This is a genomic window from Citrobacter sp. RHBSTW-00570 (genome assembly GCF_013739755.1).
In the GTDB taxonomy this organism is placed as follows: Bacteria; Pseudomonadota; Gammaproteobacteria; order Enterobacterales; family Enterobacteriaceae; genus Citrobacter; species Citrobacter braakii.
On the sequence record NZ_CP056399.1, the window covers coordinates 3,085,910 to 3,101,494 of the forward strand.

The 15,585-nt window shown below is 52.0% G+C and carries 13 protein-coding genes and 1 tRNA gene; 8 read left to right on the forward strand and 6 right to left on the reverse strand.

All coding sequences use genetic code 11. The annotated features are described in order from the left end of the window. Positions 1 to 38: 38 nt before the first annotated feature. The 5 genes from HV237_RS14705 (at position 39) to HV237_RS14725 (ending at position 5,272) form a co-directional block, all read left to right on the forward strand. Positions 39 to 191 carry a hypothetical protein gene (locus tag HV237_RS14705; protein WP_165500029.1) on the forward strand — a complete coding sequence of 51 codons (153 nt, stop codon included), beginning with the start codon at positions 39 to 41 and terminating at the stop codon, positions 189 to 191. 113 nt (positions 192 to 304) lie between these two features. Further along, positions 305 to 380: transfer RNA gene (locus HV237_RS14710), tRNA-Asn, on the forward strand. A gap of 208 nt (positions 381 to 588) precedes the next feature. Further along, entirely contained in the window at positions 589 to 1,905 is a 1,317-nt protein-coding gene (gene shiA / locus HV237_RS14715) for a shikimate transporter (RefSeq protein ID WP_047359326.1), read from the forward strand. Positions 1,906 to 2,023: 118 nt separating this feature from the next. Beyond that, complete coding sequence (locus tag HV237_RS14720; RefSeq protein WP_016152657.1) at positions 2,024 to 3,478, forward strand: AMP nucleosidase; 1,455 nt, start codon at positions 2,024 to 2,026, stop codon at positions 3,476 to 3,478. 15 nt (positions 3,479 to 3,493) lie between these two features. Next, positions 3,494 to 5,272, forward strand: a complete 1,779-nt coding sequence (locus HV237_RS14725) for an aminopeptidase P family protein (protein WP_016156197.1) — start codon at positions 3,494 to 3,496, stop codon at positions 5,270 to 5,272. Between the two features lie 55 nt (positions 5,273 to 5,327). Here the strand turns inward: HV237_RS14725 and ptsG are convergent, their stop codons facing one another. The 6 genes from ptsG to pabC form a co-directional block, all read right to left on the reverse strand. Beyond that, positions 5,328 to 6,761 (reverse strand): PTS glucose transporter subunit IIBC, encoded by a 1,434-nt coding sequence (gene ptsG / locus HV237_RS14730; protein WP_016152655.1) that lies wholly within the window; start codon positions 6,759 to 6,761, stop codon positions 5,328 to 5,330. Between the two features lie 293 nt (positions 6,762 to 7,054). Next, on the reverse strand, positions 7,055 to 7,852 hold the full coding sequence (locus HV237_RS14735; RefSeq protein ID WP_016156196.1) for a metal-dependent hydrolase: 798 nt from the start codon (positions 7,850 to 7,852) through the stop codon (positions 7,055 to 7,057). 10 nt (positions 7,853 to 7,862) lie between these two features. Next, entirely contained in the window at positions 7,863 to 8,867 is a 1,005-nt protein-coding gene (holB, locus tag HV237_RS14740; RefSeq protein WP_047359327.1) for a DNA polymerase III subunit delta', read from the reverse strand. Further along, positions 8,864 to 9,505 (reverse strand): dTMP kinase, encoded by a 642-nt coding sequence (tmk, locus tag HV237_RS14745; protein ID WP_016156195.1) that lies wholly within the window; start codon positions 9,503 to 9,505, stop codon positions 8,864 to 8,866. The genes holB and tmk overlap by 4 nt, the downstream gene beginning before the upstream one ends. Continuing rightward, a complete protein-coding gene (gene yceG / locus HV237_RS14750) occupies positions 9,495 to 10,517 on the reverse strand; it encodes a cell division protein YceG (RefSeq protein ID WP_046274793.1) in 1,023 nt (340 codons plus the stop codon). Before yceG ends, tmk begins: the two co-directional genes overlap by 11 nt. 1 nt (position 10,518) lies before the next feature. Beyond that, positions 10,519 to 11,328: an aminodeoxychorismate lyase gene (gene pabC / locus HV237_RS14755; RefSeq protein WP_046274794.1), complete on the reverse strand. Its 810-nt coding sequence runs from the start codon at positions 11,326 to 11,328 to the stop codon at positions 10,519 to 10,521. A gap of 344 nt (positions 11,329 to 11,672) precedes the next feature. On the opposite strand from pabC, the gene HV237_RS14760 reads away from it, so the two are divergent. The 3 genes from HV237_RS14760 to HV237_RS14770 all read left to right on the forward strand — a co-directional run bounded on the left by HV237_RS14760 (position 11,673) and on the right by HV237_RS14770 (position 15,578). Continuing rightward, a complete protein-coding gene (locus tag HV237_RS14760) occupies positions 11,673 to 12,215 on the forward strand; it encodes a fimbrial protein (protein WP_047359328.1) in 543 nt (180 codons plus the stop codon). Between the two features lie 77 nt (positions 12,216 to 12,292). Then, positions 12,293 to 12,964: a fimbria/pilus periplasmic chaperone gene (locus HV237_RS14765; RefSeq protein WP_046274796.1), complete on the forward strand. Its 672-nt coding sequence runs from the start codon at positions 12,293 to 12,295 to the stop codon at positions 12,962 to 12,964. 40 nt (positions 12,965 to 13,004) lie between these two features. Continuing rightward, positions 13,005 to 15,578 carry a fimbria/pilus outer membrane usher protein gene (locus HV237_RS14770; protein WP_047359329.1) on the forward strand — a complete coding sequence of 858 codons (2,574 nt, stop codon included), beginning with the start codon at positions 13,005 to 13,007 and terminating at the stop codon, positions 15,576 to 15,578. Positions 15,579 to 15,585 lie beyond the last annotated feature (7 nt).

Below are 15,585 nucleotides of genomic sequence, written 5' to 3' on the forward strand. Positions count from 1 at the left end.
GAACCCGTGCTGGCAGTCATTAATTTCAGGATTGCAAGATGCTTGCCAGTTTAGTCAGCAGCCGTGTTTTACGGTTAAAACCGCGTAAAGTCAGGCTCAAAGGTGAAGAATGGACTTTTTGCACACCTGAACCTCTCATTCTGGCTGCCCTGGAAGAGGTAGACGCGCACCAGAATGGGGCAAAAGCATAAAAAGACGGAAAGATCGCCGCTTTGCTGATTTTGTCAGCAAACGAACGCACAAATGTATTTCCCCCTTTGACAAGCCTCATCGCCCTCGCTAATATGCGCCTCGTTCAAACGATTCCTCTGTAGTTCAGTCGGTAGAACGGCGGACTGTTAATCCGTATGTCACTGGTTCGAGTCCAGTCAGAGGAGCCAAATTTAGAGAAGCCCGATTTTAAGCGGGCTTTTTGCTTTTCTGTTTTTCATTCATCTTATTTTTCATGTAGCCCTCTGGTGAGGGAGATAATCGTTTTCTCTTCCCGTCTGTCGCGGTAATCTCATAACGGTCATTAATATATCGACTGCAATGTGTGTAGCCCAATTCAAATACTAATAACTAAAAGACAGTACAGACAGGATAACTATGGATTCCACTCTCACCTCCGCGGGTCCCCAAGAGGACGTCTCTTCGCTTCATCGTGCCCGACGCGCTGCGCTTGGTAGCTTCGCTGGCGCCGTGGTCGACTGGTATGATTTTCTGCTTTATGGCATCACCGCCGCACTGGTCTTTAATCGCGAGTTCTTCCCGCAGGTTAGCCCGGCAATGGGAACACTTGCCGCATTTGCCACCTTTGGCGTCGGATTTTTGTTCCGTCCGTTAGGCGGGGTTATCTTCGGCCACTTTGGCGATCGCCTTGGCCGTAAACGCATGCTGATGCTCACCGTCTGGATGATGGGGATTGCCACTGCGCTGATAGGGATTATTCCTTCTTTTGACACTATTGGCTGGTGGGCCCCTGTGCTGCTGGTGACGCTACGCGCCATTCAGGGATTCGCCGTTGGTGGTGAATGGGGCGGCGCGGCGTTGCTCTCGGTCGAAAGCGCGCCGAAAAATAAAAAAGCCTTCTACAGCAGTGGCGTTCAGGTCGGTTACGGCGTCGGACTGCTGCTTTCTACCGGTCTGGTCTCACTGATTAGCTCGCAAACTACCGATGAGCAGTTCCTGAGCTGGGGCTGGCGTATTCCGTTCCTGTTCAGCATCGTACTGGTTTTGGGCGCGTTGTGGATGCGTAACAGAATGGATGAATCAGCCGAATTCGAACAGCAACAGCAGGAACCGCAACCCGAGAAAAAGCGACTACCGGTGGTCGAGGCGTTAATCCGTCATCCGGGCGCATTCTTAAAAATTATCGGCTTGCGCTTATGTGAACTGCTGACGATGTATATCGTCACCGCGTTTGCCCTTAATTACTCTACGCAGAACCTGGGCCTACCCCGCGAGCTGTTTCTGAATATCGGTTTGTTAGTGGGAGGACTGAGCTGTCTGACCATCCCCTGCTTTGCCTGGTTTGCCGACCGCTTTGGTCGACGGCGCGTGTACATTACCGGTGCACTGGTCGGTACACTGAGCGCCTTCCCGTTCTTTATGGCGCTGGAAGCACAGTCTATTTTCTGGATCGTGTTCTTCGCGATTATGTTGGCCAATATTGCGCACGATATGGTGGTCTGCGTACAGCAGCCTATGTTTACCGGTTTGTTTGGCGCGAGTTATCGCTATAGCGGCGCAGGCGTTGGCTATCAGGTGGCAAGCGTGGTTGGCGGTGGTTTTACCCCCTTCATTGCTGCAGCACTGGTAACATTCTCGGGCGGAGACTGGCACAGCGTGGCCATTTATCTGATGGCCGGGTGTCTTATTTCCGCCGCCACTGCATTGCTGATGCGGGATAAGCAGCACAGTTAAGCCCTGATGCGAAGGTCATTCGGCCTTCGCACAATCTTCCTCAACGTCTGACTTTTGTTTCATATTCCTGTGACATACTATCGGGAGAGCAGTACATCTGTGGAACAAGGAGACAGACATGAACAATAAGGGCTCCAGCCTGACCCCAACTCAGGCTCTGGATAAACTGGACGCGCTGTACGAGCAGTCGGTTAAAGCACTGCGTAGCGCCATTGGTAAGTACATTGAAACAGGGACGCTCCCTGACATAATCGCCCGCCATAATGGTCTTTTTGTTTACCCATCGCTTTGTGTCACCTGGGATGGCAGCGCCACCAATCCCCCGAAAACCCGCGCTTATGGCCGTTTTACCCATGCGGGTAGCTATACCACTACGATCACCCGTCCGTCGCTTTTTCGTCCCTATCTTGAAGAACAACTCACGCTGCTGTATCAGGATTATGATGCGCATATCTCCGTCGAACCGTCGCAGCATGAAATCCCTTATCCCTATGTGATTGACGGTTCTGAGCTGACGCTCGACCGCTCAATGAGCGCCGGATTAACGCGCCATTTCCCCACTACCGAGTTGTCACAAATTGGAGATGAAACAGCCGATGGTACCTATCATCCGGCGGAATTCTCCCCGCTGTCGCACTTCGACGCCCGACGAGTAGATTTTTCGCTCGCACGACTGCGTCACTACACGGGAACGCCGGTTGAACATTTCCAGCCATTTGTGCTGTTCACCAACTACACCCGCTATGTCGATGAGTTCGTGCGCTGGGGCTGCAGCCAGATCCTCGATCCGAACAGCCCCTATATCGCGCTGTCATGCGCGGGCGGGATCTGGATCACCGCTGAAACGGAAGCTCCAGAAGAGGCCATCTCCGATCTCGCCTGGAAGAAACATCAGATGCCCGCCTGGCATCTAATCACCGCCGACGGTCAGGGGATCACGCTGGTCAATATCGGCGTTGGCCCGTCTAACGCTAAAACCATTTGTGATCATCTGGCCGTACTGCGCCCTGACGTCTGGCTGATGATTGGACACTGTGGCGGCCTGCGTGAAAGCCAGGCGATTGGCGACTATGTTCTGGCCCACGCTTATCTGCGTGACGACCACGTGCTGGATGCCGTCCTGCCGCCGGATATTCCGATTCCGAGCATTGCGGAAGTACAACGTGCACTGTATGACGCCACCAAAGAAGTCAGCGGCATGCCCGGCGAAGAAGTTAAACAGCGCCTGCGTACCGGTACCGTCGTCACCACCGACGATCGCAACTGGGAGTTACGCTATTCCGCTTCTGCGCTGCGTTTTAACCTCAGTCGCGCGGTGGCCATTGATATGGAAAGCGCCACCATCGCCGCCCAGGGTTACCGCTTCCGTGTCCCTTACGGCACGCTGCTGTGCGTTTCCGATAAACCGCTGCACGGCGAGATCAAACTGCCTGGTCAGGCCAACCGTTTTTATGAAGGTGCCATTTCCGAGCACCTGCAAATAGGTATCCGGGCAATCGATCGTCTGCGTGCTGAAGGCGATCGACTGCACTCCCGTAAATTACGTACGTTCAACGAACCGCCGTTCCGTTAAGGCCTGAAGGTAACTATGCACAACTCAACTCCTCTTTCCGCTCTGCGCAACCTGCTGTTAGCGCAAGGGCTGGATGGCATGATTGTTCCGCGCGCCGACGCTCACCAAAGCGAAGATTGTACACCGCATGACAATAAGCTGGCCTGGCTGACCGGTTTTAGCGGCTCCGCTGGTCTCGCGTTGGTCCTGCGCGACCGCGCATTAATGTTTGTCGATGGACGCTATCAGGTCCAGGTGCGCAATGAAGTCTCGCTGGATGATTTTGAAATTCACCATTTACATGACGAACCGCTGGCCGACTATTTGCAGTCTCACGTTGCTGCGGGCGCGCGTATCGGTTTTGAACCGTTGCTGATGGTCAACAGCCAGTTTGAAGCACTGTCGGCGACCCATTGCGAGCTGGCGCCTCTTGAGCAAGATCCTTTCGACCAGGTATGGCTTGACCGCCCGGCTGCACCCTGCGGCATCATTCGTGAAATGCCCATTGAAATCAGCGGGGAAAGCAGCACACAAAAACGTGCCCGCGTCGTGGATCTGCTCACGCAACAACAGGCCGACGTTCTGGCGATCACGCTACCGGATAACATTGCCTGGCTGCTGAATGTGCGCGGTTCCGATCTGCCCATGGTGCCAGTGCCGTTTTCGTTCGCCCTGCTCCATCGCAGCGGCGAGCTGGAATGGTTTGTGGATAGCAACAAAACCCAGCAGCTCCCTGCTGCACTGCTGAATACGCTCACGCTGGCCCCACAAGAGAGTTTTCTTGCCCGCTGCCAGCAGTTAGCCAAAGGGAAACGCTTTTTGGTCGATAAAGACTACGCCCCGGTCGCGCTGCGTTTTGCCATTGTAGAACACGGTGGCGAGGTCTTATGGGCACCCGATCCCATCACCTTGATGAAAGCGCACAAGAATGACGTTGAACTGGCGGGCTATCGGGAATGCCATGAACAAGATGGCGCGGCCTGGGTTAACTTTCTGGCATGGCTTACGCATGAAGTTCCCTTGCGCGAAGCGGCAGGCAATCCGGTCACTGAGCTGGAAGCGCAGGCCAGGCAACTGGAATTTCGCCAGCAGCAGCCGGGATTTATCGAGCAAAGCTTCAACACGATTTCGGCCTCAGCCAGCAATGCCGCAATGTGCCATTACCATTCCAGCGAAAAAACCAATACGCCCATTACCTCTCAGGCCATGTATCTGAATGATTCCGGCGGCCAGTACCATAATGGTACGACGGATACAACGCGCACCCTCGCGTTTGGTCCACAGGATCCGCAGCGTCGTCTGCATTACACCGCTGTGTTGAAAGGCTTTTTGTCGCTTATCTCGCTGCAATTTCCCAGCGGCACTCAGGGTCATCAACTGGATGCCTTTAGCCGTCGGGCGCTGTGGGATCTGGGTCTGGATTTTGATCACGGTACGGGACACGGCGTAGGCCATCAGCTCCTGATCCATGAGCAGCCCCATCGCATTGCCAAAAAAGTAAACCCCTGGCCTCTGGTCGCGGGCAATATCATTACCATCGAGCCGGGTTATTATCTGGCCGGAGAATATGGGATCCGTATTGAGAATCAGGTGGAGATTATCAACAGTCGTCCTGGCTTCTGTCGCTTCTCAACGCTGACGCTGGTGCCAATTGATTTAAGTCTGGTTGAACTGCATCTGCTAAGTGAGGCTGAAAAGCAGTGGATTGATGATTACCACCAGCAGGTCAGAGAGACGTTATCCCCACGCGTGAACGCAGAGGCTCGTCCGTGGTTGTTCGCCGCCACTGCGCCGATTCGCGTTCAGGCCAATTAATGCATTAAAAAAGGCAGCCCGCAGGCTGCCTTAATTCTCCCCAACTTTTTACTGCTTAGCTGTGACGGATGTACTCATCCATTTCAGTTTTCAGGTTATCGGACTTAGTACCGAAGATAGCCTGAACACCGGAACCCGCCACTACAACGCCCGCCGCACCCAGTTTCTTCAGGCCAGCCTGATCCACTTTGGCAACGTCAGCGACGCTGACACGCAGACGAGTGATGCACGCATCGAGGTTAGTGATGTTTTCTTTACCGCCGAATGCCGCAACCAGGGCCGGAGCCATTTCGCCGGACGCACCCGCTTTGGTATCTTCGGTAGCATCTTCACGACCCGGAGTTTTCAGGTCCAGCGCTTTGATCAGCACACGGAAGATGGTGTAGTAAACAATCGCATAACCGATACCAACAATCGGGAACAGCCACAGTTTGCTGCTGTTACCGGACAGAACGATAAAGTCGATCAGACCGTGGGAGAACGACGTACCGTCACGCATACCCAGCAGGATACAGATCGGGAATGCCAGACCAGCCAGAATTGCGTGGATGATGTACAGGATCGGTGCCACGAACATGAACGAGAACTCGATCGGTTCGGTAATACCGGTCAGGAACGAGGTCAGCGCCGCGGAGATCATGATACCGCCCACTTTCGCGCGGTTTTCTGGTTTAGCAGAGTGCCAGATAGCGATAGCGGCAGCCGGCAGACCGTACATTTTGAACAGGAAGCCACCAGACAGTTTGCCCGCAGTCGGGTCACCCGCCATATAGCGAGGGATATCGCCGTGGAATACCTGGCCCGCAGCATTGGTGTATTCACCGATCTGCATCTGGAATGGAACGTTCCAGATATGGTGCAGACCAAACGGCACCAGGCAGCGTTCAATGAAGCCATAGATACCGAACGCTACGACCGGGTTCTGGTATGCAGCCCACTGGGAAAACGTCTGAATAGCAGTCCCGATCGGCGGCCAAATGAAGGACAGAACCACACCCGTGAAGATAGCGGCCAGACCAGAAATGATAGGAACGAAGCGCTTACCCGCAAAGAAGCCAAGATACTCAGGCAATTTGATACGGTAGAAACGGTTGAACATATACGCTGCAATCGCACCGGAGATAATCCCCCCGAGAACACCCGTATCAGCAAGGTGTTTAGCTGCGATCTCTTCAGCAGGTAAATGCAGAACCAGCGGCGCAACAACAGCCATGGTCTTAACCATAATGCCGTAGGCAACAACGGATGCCAGTGCAGATACGCCGTCGTTATTGGTGAAGCCTAACGCGACACCGATGGCAAAAATCAGCGGCATGTTTGCAAAAACAGAACCGCCTGCTTCTGCCATTACGTGCGATACAACGGCTGGCAGCCAGCTGAAGTTAGCGGAACCGACACCCAGCAGGATACCTGCAATCGGGAGTACGGATACCGGCAGCATCAGCGATTTACCGACCTTTTGCAGGTTAGCAAATGCATTCTTAAACATAATTGAGAGTGCTCCTGAGTATTTGTGCTTTTCTACGTTCTCACGCATTAGCGAGGGGGGAGAACCTCGCCGTGTACAGGGCATCTAAGTACCCTTTATTTATTACACAGAGTAAAATAATTCAGTTTGTTTTTGTTTGACGGCTATCACAATTCAGTCGTGGATGGCCGTAAAATCCGCACATTCCGATAAAATGCGTTTCTGAATGTGTCAAACCGGTTATTCACCGCCCATTTTGAGGCGGTGAACTTTACTCGCTTTGCTTATTAATTACGAGCTTTAAAAAAAGTCAGTTAACGAACGGATTGCAGGCGAGAAGCGTCGATGTGAAACAGGCGGGCAAAGTTATCAGTGGTTGCCTGCGCCAGTTCTTCAACGGCAACACCTTTCACTACGGCCATATACTCCGCAACGTCACGGGTCATGGCGGGCTGGTTCTCTTTTCCACGATGCGGTACAGGCGCAAGGTAGGGAGAATCCGTCTCAACCAGCAACCGATCCAGAGGAACATAGCGGGCGGCATCACGGAGCTGATCTGCGTTACGGAACGTGACGATGCCGGAAAACGAGATATAAAATCCGAGGTCCAGCAATTTGCCCGCCGTTTCTCTGTCTTCTGTAAAACAGTGTAGTACGCCACCACAATCCGTCACTTTTTCTTCGCGCAGAATAGACAGCGTATCGGCCCGCGCATCGCGGGTATGCACGATAACTGGCTTTTGTAACTCACGGCCAATCTGAATATGATGGATAAAAGATTCCTGCTGGCGCACCTTTGTTTCCGGCGTATAGAAATAGTCCAGCCCGGTTTCCCCCATCGCCACAACGCCCTCTTCGGCGGCAAAACGGCGCAGGTCTTCAACATCATAGGCTTCATCCTGATTTAACGGATGCACGCCGCAGGAGAACACCACATTGTCACGTTCACCGACCAGTTCGCGCATACTGCGGTATCCTGGCAGAGTGGTCGCGACGGCAAGACAGAATTTCACATCGCGTGCGGCTGCTTTCGCCAGCACGTCATCCACGTCCTTATGCAGAGATTGATAATCCAGGCCATCAAGATGGCAGTGTGAGTCGACTAAAAACATAATGTCTCTCTCAAAGATGGGGAACAGGCAATACGGTGCCTGGTTGCAGGTAATGCTCAATACGCAGGATAAGATCGGTTAACACCAGCTCACGGTTTACGCCTGTTACGTTCAGCAACTGCTGACGACAATGACAAACGTCACCGAGTATCGCCTGTATCCGGGCGACGGATAACCGTTCTGCGATAGAAGATATCAGGTCCAGCGCGTCAGGATTGGTTAAATGGGAAACCCCATACGGACGCTTCAAGGCATCCGTCAACAACGTTGCCAGCCAGTGTAAACGGGCGGCGGCCTGATCGTGGTTTAACACCGCGAGCAGGATATACCAGTCACCTGCGTTTAATGTGTTTGCCAGTGCCGCACAAAAATCTGTGCGATGCGCCCAGCTTTCAGCCTGTAACAACGAGAGTGCCGCACCAGGCGAACCCGCGCTCAGGCGTAATGCGCTCAACAGCGCTTCTGGAGATGCGGTCACTTCACGGGCGAGCCATGAGATAGCGTACGACTCAGCCGGCGGCGCAAGATGGTGTAACCGGCAGCGGCTGCGCAATGTCGCCAGCAATCGCGCAGGCTCTGTGCTGGCGAGGAAAAACCAGGTTTGTGCCGGCGGTTCTTCCAGCGTTTTTAGCAGAGCATTGGCAGCAGCATCAGTTAACTGGGCAGCATCAGGGATCCACACCACTTTCGCACCGCCAAGGCGTGAATGCTCGTACAGCTTTTCACTCACTTCACGTACCGCATCAACCCCCAGCGTGCTTTTGCCTTTTTCCGGCAGCAGCGAATAGTAATCAGGATGCGTCCCCGCCTGCATCAATTGACAGCCCCGGCAGTGTCCGCAGCTTTTATGCCCTTCCGGCTGCTGGCACATTAAATAGCGACTGAGCGCGTAAATCAGCGCGTCGTCACCCATTCCGGGTAACGCCTGAATCAGTAACGCATGGTGACCACGACCGGCCTGGTAGCTGGCTACCAGTTTTTCAAAATCTGGCCGTAACCATGGGTACCATTTCATGCGCCCTGCTCCTGCACCCACTGGGTGATGGTATTGCGGATATCAGCCATCACAGCTTCCAGCGGCTGCGTAGCGTCGATGGTACGAATGCTGGCATCTTTGGCAGCCAGTTCAAGATAGCGCGCGCGGGTGCGATTAAAGAAATCGAAAGATTCCTGCTCAATACGATCCAGCTCGCCGCGCGCACGGGCACGCTTCAATCCGACTTCTGGAGTCACGTCCAGATAGAGCGTCAGGTCCGGGCGAAAATCACCGAGCACAGCATCGCGCAGGGTTGCCAGCATGTTTTGATCGATGCCGCGTCCGCCCCCCTGATACGCCTGGGTCGACAAATCGTGACGGTCGCCAATTACCCATGCGCCTTTTGCCAGCGCAGGTTTAATAACGGTTTCGACCAGCTGTACGCGCGCGGCGTAAAACATCAGAACTTCAGCTTTGTCAGTGATGACCTCGTCACCCACCGACTTAATGTCCAGCACCAGACTTCTTAGTTTCTCCGCGAGCTGCGTTCCCCCCGGTTCGCGGGTAAAAACCATGTCACGAATACCGAGTTGCTCAAGTGTCTCTACCACCACGTTACGCGCGGTGGTTTTTCCGGCGCCTTCCAGGCCCTCGATGACGATATAGTTACTGCCCATTTTTTTCCTTAAGCACTTTCAGGTAATCCTGCACGGACCGGTTGTGGCTGGCAAGATTGGTGTTAAACGTGTGACCGCCTTTACCGTCAGCCACGAAATAGAGGTACGGCGTTTTTGCCGGATGCGCCGCGGCCTGCAATGAGGCCTCTCCCGGCATGGCAATCGGGCCAGGCGGCAACCCCGTAATGGTATAGGTGTTATAGGCGGTCGGGGTATCTAAATCCACACGCGACAACTTGCCATTATACCGTGACCCCATCCCGTAAATCACCGTCGGATCGGTCTGTAAACGCATGCCAATCCGTAAGCGGTTAATAAAGACGGAAGCCACCTGGTCACGCTCGCTGGCAACCGCAGTCTCTTTTTCGATAATAGAGGCCATGGTTACCAGCTGATTTTTGTCCTGATAAGGCAGGCCTTCAGCGCGCCCTTCCCAGACCGAGTCTACCGCTTTAACCATTTTCTGATGCGCGCGTTTTAGCAACGCCACGTCGGTTGTATTGGCGGTATACATCCAGGTATCTGGCCAGAACCAGCCTTCTACCCATTGCGGGTTCTCCAGCTTCAGCGCCTGAGCAACGGTCTCGTAATTATCATCGCTCAGCGTATGTTTGATGTACGGGGCGTCACGAAGCTGTTTGAGGTAGTCGCTCAAACGCATCCCTTCAACCAGACGTAACGGGAACTGCGCCTCTTTACCGCTTTCCAGCAGTTGCAACATATCCCGGACTGTCATGTCGGGCGTAAAACGGTAGGTTCCGGCTTTAAAATGCGACAGTTCGGGTTCCACACGCAGCAGCCACTGGAACACACGCGGACGATTGATGATTTTTTCGCGATAAAGTTGCTCGCCCAGCACCAGACGCCCGGTGCCTGCCTTCAGGGAAAAAATAGCCTCTTCTTTGATGAGTAGCGTACTGTTCGCCAGTTGGCGAACTTTCCACGCGCCGAACCCGGCAGCGATACCCATCACTACCAGCAACAATAATAAAACGCCTAACAATTTCTTCATGCTAATCAGACAACTCACACAGTGGGGCTAAATATTGGTAAAGTTCGCGCGACGGCCAGCGTTGGCCCTCAAATTTTTGCACCGGAACAATCGGCATCAGTGCATTGCAGATAAAAACTTCGTCCGCATCGACCAGCGTCTCAAGGCGAGCGGCAACTTCAGCCACCCGATATGGCGAAGCGGCGAGCTGCCTGATAATGTGCTGGCGCATAATACCGTTAACGCCCGCCTGATCAAGACACGGGGTAAACACATCCATTCCCCGGCGCCAGAATAAATTCGCGGCACAGCATTCCGTAAGCCACCCTTCGCTGTCAAGGACCAGCGCCTCATCGGCGTTTGTCTGCTCAAGATGAGCGCGGATCAGCACCTGTTCAAGGCGATTCAAATGTTTGAGACCCGCGAGATAAGGATTACGTCCCAGCGGAACCGGGCTAAGCGCAAGGGTTGCGCCCTCGGCTTTCCAGCGGGCGTAATGCGTGGGGTATGAGGAGGTGCTGATTATTCGCGTGGGCTGCACGCAACCTACTGTGCTATAGCCACGCGTACCGACCCCACGAGTAATAATGACTTTAAGCACGCCGTCTTGCTGTGTGCGCGCAACAAGACGCATTTCCTCCGCTAACGTAGCCCAGTCGAGAAATGGGATCGCGAGCCGCGCACAGGCTTTTTCGAGACGAGCTAAATGGGAAAAAAACAACGTAATATTTCCATGAATAATACGTGCCGTTGTAAAACAACCATCCCCAAAGAGCAGTCCACGATCGTTTACCGCCACGCGCTCAATCGGCTCACCATTGATAAGATACATTCACCCTCCGAATTTTATATCTCAGATTGTCAGGTGAAGGCAGGGTTCGCAAGCATTTTATCGGCATCATTTATGTTTTCCGGAACGAACACCAACAGAACAATCTATATCATATCAACGTCATCGAGACGAAATACCCCAATAAAAAAAAGACATACGTAAACAGGTTAAATACAAAAAACAAATACAATACTAAATTTTAATGTATTTAGAAAAAATGAAATCAATCTTAAGATATTATTTGTGTTAATACCTATTACATTACGGCATACTTCCAGCGTATATTTACGTTAAGGTAAATATATATCAATTAATTTTTACATCAATTCAAAGGGATTTTTATAATGAAAGGAAAATTGGCTGCTGTCGCGTTTTTGGGTTTTATGGGTGTCGCATCTTCTGCAATGGCCCAGGATGGTCAAGTAAACTTCACCGGTAAAATTATTGAAGCAGGTTGCCAGATTAACGGCTCCGTTACCAGCACCCAGAACGTTAAACTGGGCGAAGTAGCTAAAACTGCATTTACCAACGCCGGCGATACGGCTGCGACAACTAAATTCTCTATGGTACTGTCCGCCTGTCCGGCAGATCTGCTAGGTAAACCCGTCGCTGTAAAATATGACGGTACTCCTGATATAACCGATAACGATTATCTTCAGTTGACCAACTATGGTAACACAGGCGTAGCGGATGGCGTAGCTATCCAGTTACTGAACACTGATGGCACCCCATTAGCGCTGGGGACTGCTTCTAATGCAGTCACTATCAATGCTGATGCAGCAGCAGAAACTGAACTCGACTTCTTTGCCCGTTATATTTCAACAAAATCAGCTGTCACCGCTGGTGATGCAAACGGTACGGTCAACTTTACTCTGACTTACAACTAATTGCGCTGAAATTAATCCCCATCATTAGTAATTAACTAAGCCGGGTTGCTCCGGCTTTATTCTTCGAGGTAGAACACATGAAGAAATCTATTCCTTTTACTGTCGCGGCGCTGCTACTAGTAATGAGTTCCGCGCAGGCCGGGATTATTGTCGGTGGAACACGAATTATTTACAAAGGCGATAAAAAGGAGACCTCGATTAGCGTTAAAAACCCGGATAAAACCTCTTATTTAATCCAGTCCTGGAGCGACACGGGGGAAAAAAACGGTGATAAAACGCAGTTTATGATTACCCCACCACTTTTTCGCTTAGGCCCGGAGCAGGAAAACACGCTGCGTATTATTCGCGCTGGTGGCAACCTTCCTGAAGATAGAGAATCATTGTACTGGATGAATATCAAATCCATCCCAGCGACCGAAAAAAATGACAGCGCGAACACGCTGCAAATTGCCGTAAAAACACGCATTAAATTGATCTATCGGCCGCAATCGCTGACTGAACAGCCTGAAAAATTCACCGACAAACTGACCTGGCAGCGCAGCGGCAATTCAGTCACCGTTACCAACCCAACACCGTACTACATGAACTTTAGCTCCGTCAAAGTGGGTGGCAGCACGGTGAAAGACGCCAGCTATGTCGCACCAATGAGTCGCGCCACTTTTACCCTTCCAGCAGGTGCCAGTGGTGATATCAGTTGGGTCATTATCAATGACTTCGGTTCCGCAGGAGCGGAACACCGCTCGCGTTAATTCTGGCGCAAGGTGATTACTCCGCCGAAAGGACATCGGAATGAATGCAAATAGTATTAAAAAAAACATGAAATTTAGCCGATTAGCGTGGTTTATTGCGCTACAGTGTATGCTGCCAATTTCTCACTCCGCGATGGCTCGCGATTATTTTAACCCTGCACTGTTAGGGATTGATGGGCCAGGAAAAGAGTTAACGGACCTCTCAGCCTTTGAAGAAGGCATCGGTCAGTTACCCGGTACTTATCGTGTTGACGTGATAGTCAACAAAACCTCAGTAGGTGTGCGTAATATTGACTTTGTGACACACAAAAATGCACAGGGTGAATCCACCTTGCAGCCTTGTTTGAGTATCGATATGCTGCGCGAGTTTGGTATCCGTACTGAGGCATTCCCACGATTAGCCGCCAACGGCGACTGCGCTAACCTCTCTGCAATTCCCCAGGCCAGCGCAGAATTTGCATTTGAGCGCCAGCAATTGCTGTTTTCTATTCCTCAAGCCGCCATCGATAACCTCGCACGAGGCTACATCGCCCCAGAGCGGTTCGACGCAGGGATTAATGCTCTACTGCTCAACTACAACTTTACCGGTGCGGATACCCAAGCGCGCACTAACGACATGAGCGATTACGAAAGTTATTATTTGAGTCTCCAGCCTGGGTTAAATATCGGGTCCTGGCGCATTCGCAACTACAGTACCTGGAATCGTGACGTCAATGACGGCAACGCTCAGGAAAGCTGGGATTCACTCTATACCTATGCCCAGCACGACGTTATTTCGCTTAAAGGCCAGTTAACTCTGGGCGACAGCACCGCGCCTTCAGATATGTTCGACAGCGTGCCATTTCGCGGTATACAGTTAGCTTCAGATGATGACATGTTACCCGACAGTCTTCGCGGATATGCGCCCGTGGTAAGAGGCATTGCGCGAACAAATGCCCAGGTCGTTATCAAACAGAATGGCTACACCATTTACCAAAGTTATGTCTCCCCCGGTGCATTTGAAATTACCGACATGTACCCAACCGGCAGCAGCGGTGACCTTGATGTCACCATCAAAGAAGCTGACGGCAGCGAACAGCATCAGACTGTGGCATTCGCCTCCCTCCCCGTTCTACAGCGTGAAGGTCGTCTGAAATACAACCTGACCAGCGGACAATATCGCCCGTATGACAGCGATATTGATAAAGAGATGTTTACTCAGGCATCGGTCATTTATGGCCTTCCGGATGGATTTACGGTCTATGGTGGTGGGCAGTTCTCGCAACACTACCAGTCACTGCTCTCCGGGTTTGGTAAGAACTTCGGTACGTTAGGTGCAGTTTCCCTTGATGGAACCCAGGCTTGGTCAACACAGAAAGATCAGGATAAAGAAGGAGGTCAGTCCTGGCGTATTCGTTACAGCAAAAACATCCTCGCAACCGGTACGAATATTTCCATTTCAGGCTATCGCTATTCGACCTCAGGCTACTACACCCTACAGGAAGTTCTCGACACCTGGCGTGATGATGAATGGCGAACCAATAATCATCGCCGCCGTAATCGGGCCGAATTTCAGCTCAACCAGAATATAGGTGAAAGCCTGGGTTCGCTGTCATTGAATGCGATAAGTGAAGATTACTGGAACAGCGATCGTCAGATGCAATCCATTGGCGTGGGTTACAGCAACAACTGGGCTGGCATCTCCTGGAACCTCAACTATAGCTATAACCGTAATACCACCGATAACAGTAGTAGCAGTCGTAACTATGAGCATGAAAAGATATACAACGAAGATCAGGTGTTCTCGCTCAGCATGAATATCCCTCTTGATCGTTGGTTAAGCAACAGCTACGCAAACTATGGTTTCAATACCAGCAAAAAAGGCGATACCAGCCATACGGTCGGCTTGAGCGGCTCAGCGCTGGAAGAACGTAACCTGAACTGGAATGTGCAGGAAAGCGAAACTAATCATGGTGAAGGCAGCGGTGGTTACGCTAGCCTGGATTATCAGGGAACCTACGCACGCCTTAACTCTGCCTACAGCTACGATCATGACCAAAAACGCGTGAGCTACGGTATTGAAGGCGGAATGGTGGCCCATGCCCACGGTATCACACTGAGTCAGGCGCTCGGTGAAACCGCTGTACTGGTAGAAGCGCCGGGAACGGAAGGGGTAGCGATAAACAATCAGAACGGTGTTAAAACCGATTTTCGGGGTTATACCGTCGTTCCGTATGTTTCGCCTTACCGCGAAAGCACAATCTCGTTGAACACTGAAACACTCCCCGAAGACGCAGATATTGAACTGACGACCCAAACAATCACCCCTACCCGTGGTGCAATAGTTCGAGCGCATTTTGATACTCGAATTGGCAAACGCGTGCTGATGACTTTAGTTCGTAGCAACGGAGAGAACGTTCCATTCGGTGCAATGGTTACGGACAGCAGTACACCAAATACATCTGGTTCCATTGTGGGTGATGGCGGTATTGTCTACCTCACGGGGATGAAAGACGCGGGTACAGTCACAGCAAAATGGGGACGTGGAACGAATGAGCAGTGCCAGGCGCAATGGCAATTACCGAACAGTGCACCGACTAGTAATATCATTGTAGTCAAAGCAAACTGCCGATAACAGGAAA

Excerpts from the sequence above, each read along its gene's own strand:
- HV237_RS14770 (WP_047359329.1), top strand. The coding sequence starts at position 13,005 with ATGAATGCAAATAGTATTAAAAAAAACATGAAATTTAGCCGATTAGCG.
- HV237_RS14760 (WP_047359328.1), top strand. The coding sequence starts at position 11,673 with ATGAAAGGAAAATTGGCTGCTGTCGCGTTTTTGGGTTTTATGGGTGTC.
- ptsG (WP_016152655.1), bottom strand. The coding sequence starts at position 6,761 with ATGTTTAAGAATGCATTTGCTAACCTGCAAAAGGTCGGTAAATCGCTG.
- shiA (WP_047359326.1), top strand. The coding sequence starts at position 589 with ATGGATTCCACTCTCACCTCCGCGGGTCCCCAAGAGGACGTCTCTTCG.
- HV237_RS14765 (WP_046274796.1), top strand. The coding sequence starts at position 12,293 with ATGAAGAAATCTATTCCTTTTACTGTCGCGGCGCTGCTACTAGTAATG.
- HV237_RS14725 (WP_016156197.1), top strand. The coding sequence starts at position 3,494 with ATGCACAACTCAACTCCTCTTTCCGCTCTGCGCAACCTGCTGTTAGCG.
- pabC (WP_046274794.1), bottom strand. The coding sequence starts at position 11,328 with ATGTATCTTATCAATGGTGAGCCGATTGAGCGCGTGGCGGTAAACGAT.
- yceG (WP_046274793.1), bottom strand. The coding sequence starts at position 10,517 with ATGAAGAAATTGTTAGGCGTTTTATTATTGTTGCTGGTAGTGATGGGT.
- HV237_RS14720 (WP_016152657.1), top strand. The coding sequence starts at position 2,024 with ATGAACAATAAGGGCTCCAGCCTGACCCCAACTCAGGCTCTGGATAAA.
- HV237_RS14735 (WP_016156196.1), bottom strand. The coding sequence starts at position 7,852 with ATGTTTTTAGTCGACTCACACTGCCATCTTGATGGCCTGGATTATCAA.
- tmk (WP_016156195.1), bottom strand. The coding sequence starts at position 9,505 with ATGGGCAGTAACTATATCGTCATCGAGGGCCTGGAAGGCGCCGGAAAA.
- holB (WP_047359327.1), bottom strand. The coding sequence starts at position 8,867 with ATGAAATGGTACCCATGGTTACGGCCAGATTTTGAAAAACTGGTAGCC.
- HV237_RS14705 (WP_165500029.1), top strand. The coding sequence starts at position 39 with ATGCTTGCCAGTTTAGTCAGCAGCCGTGTTTTACGGTTAAAACCGCGT.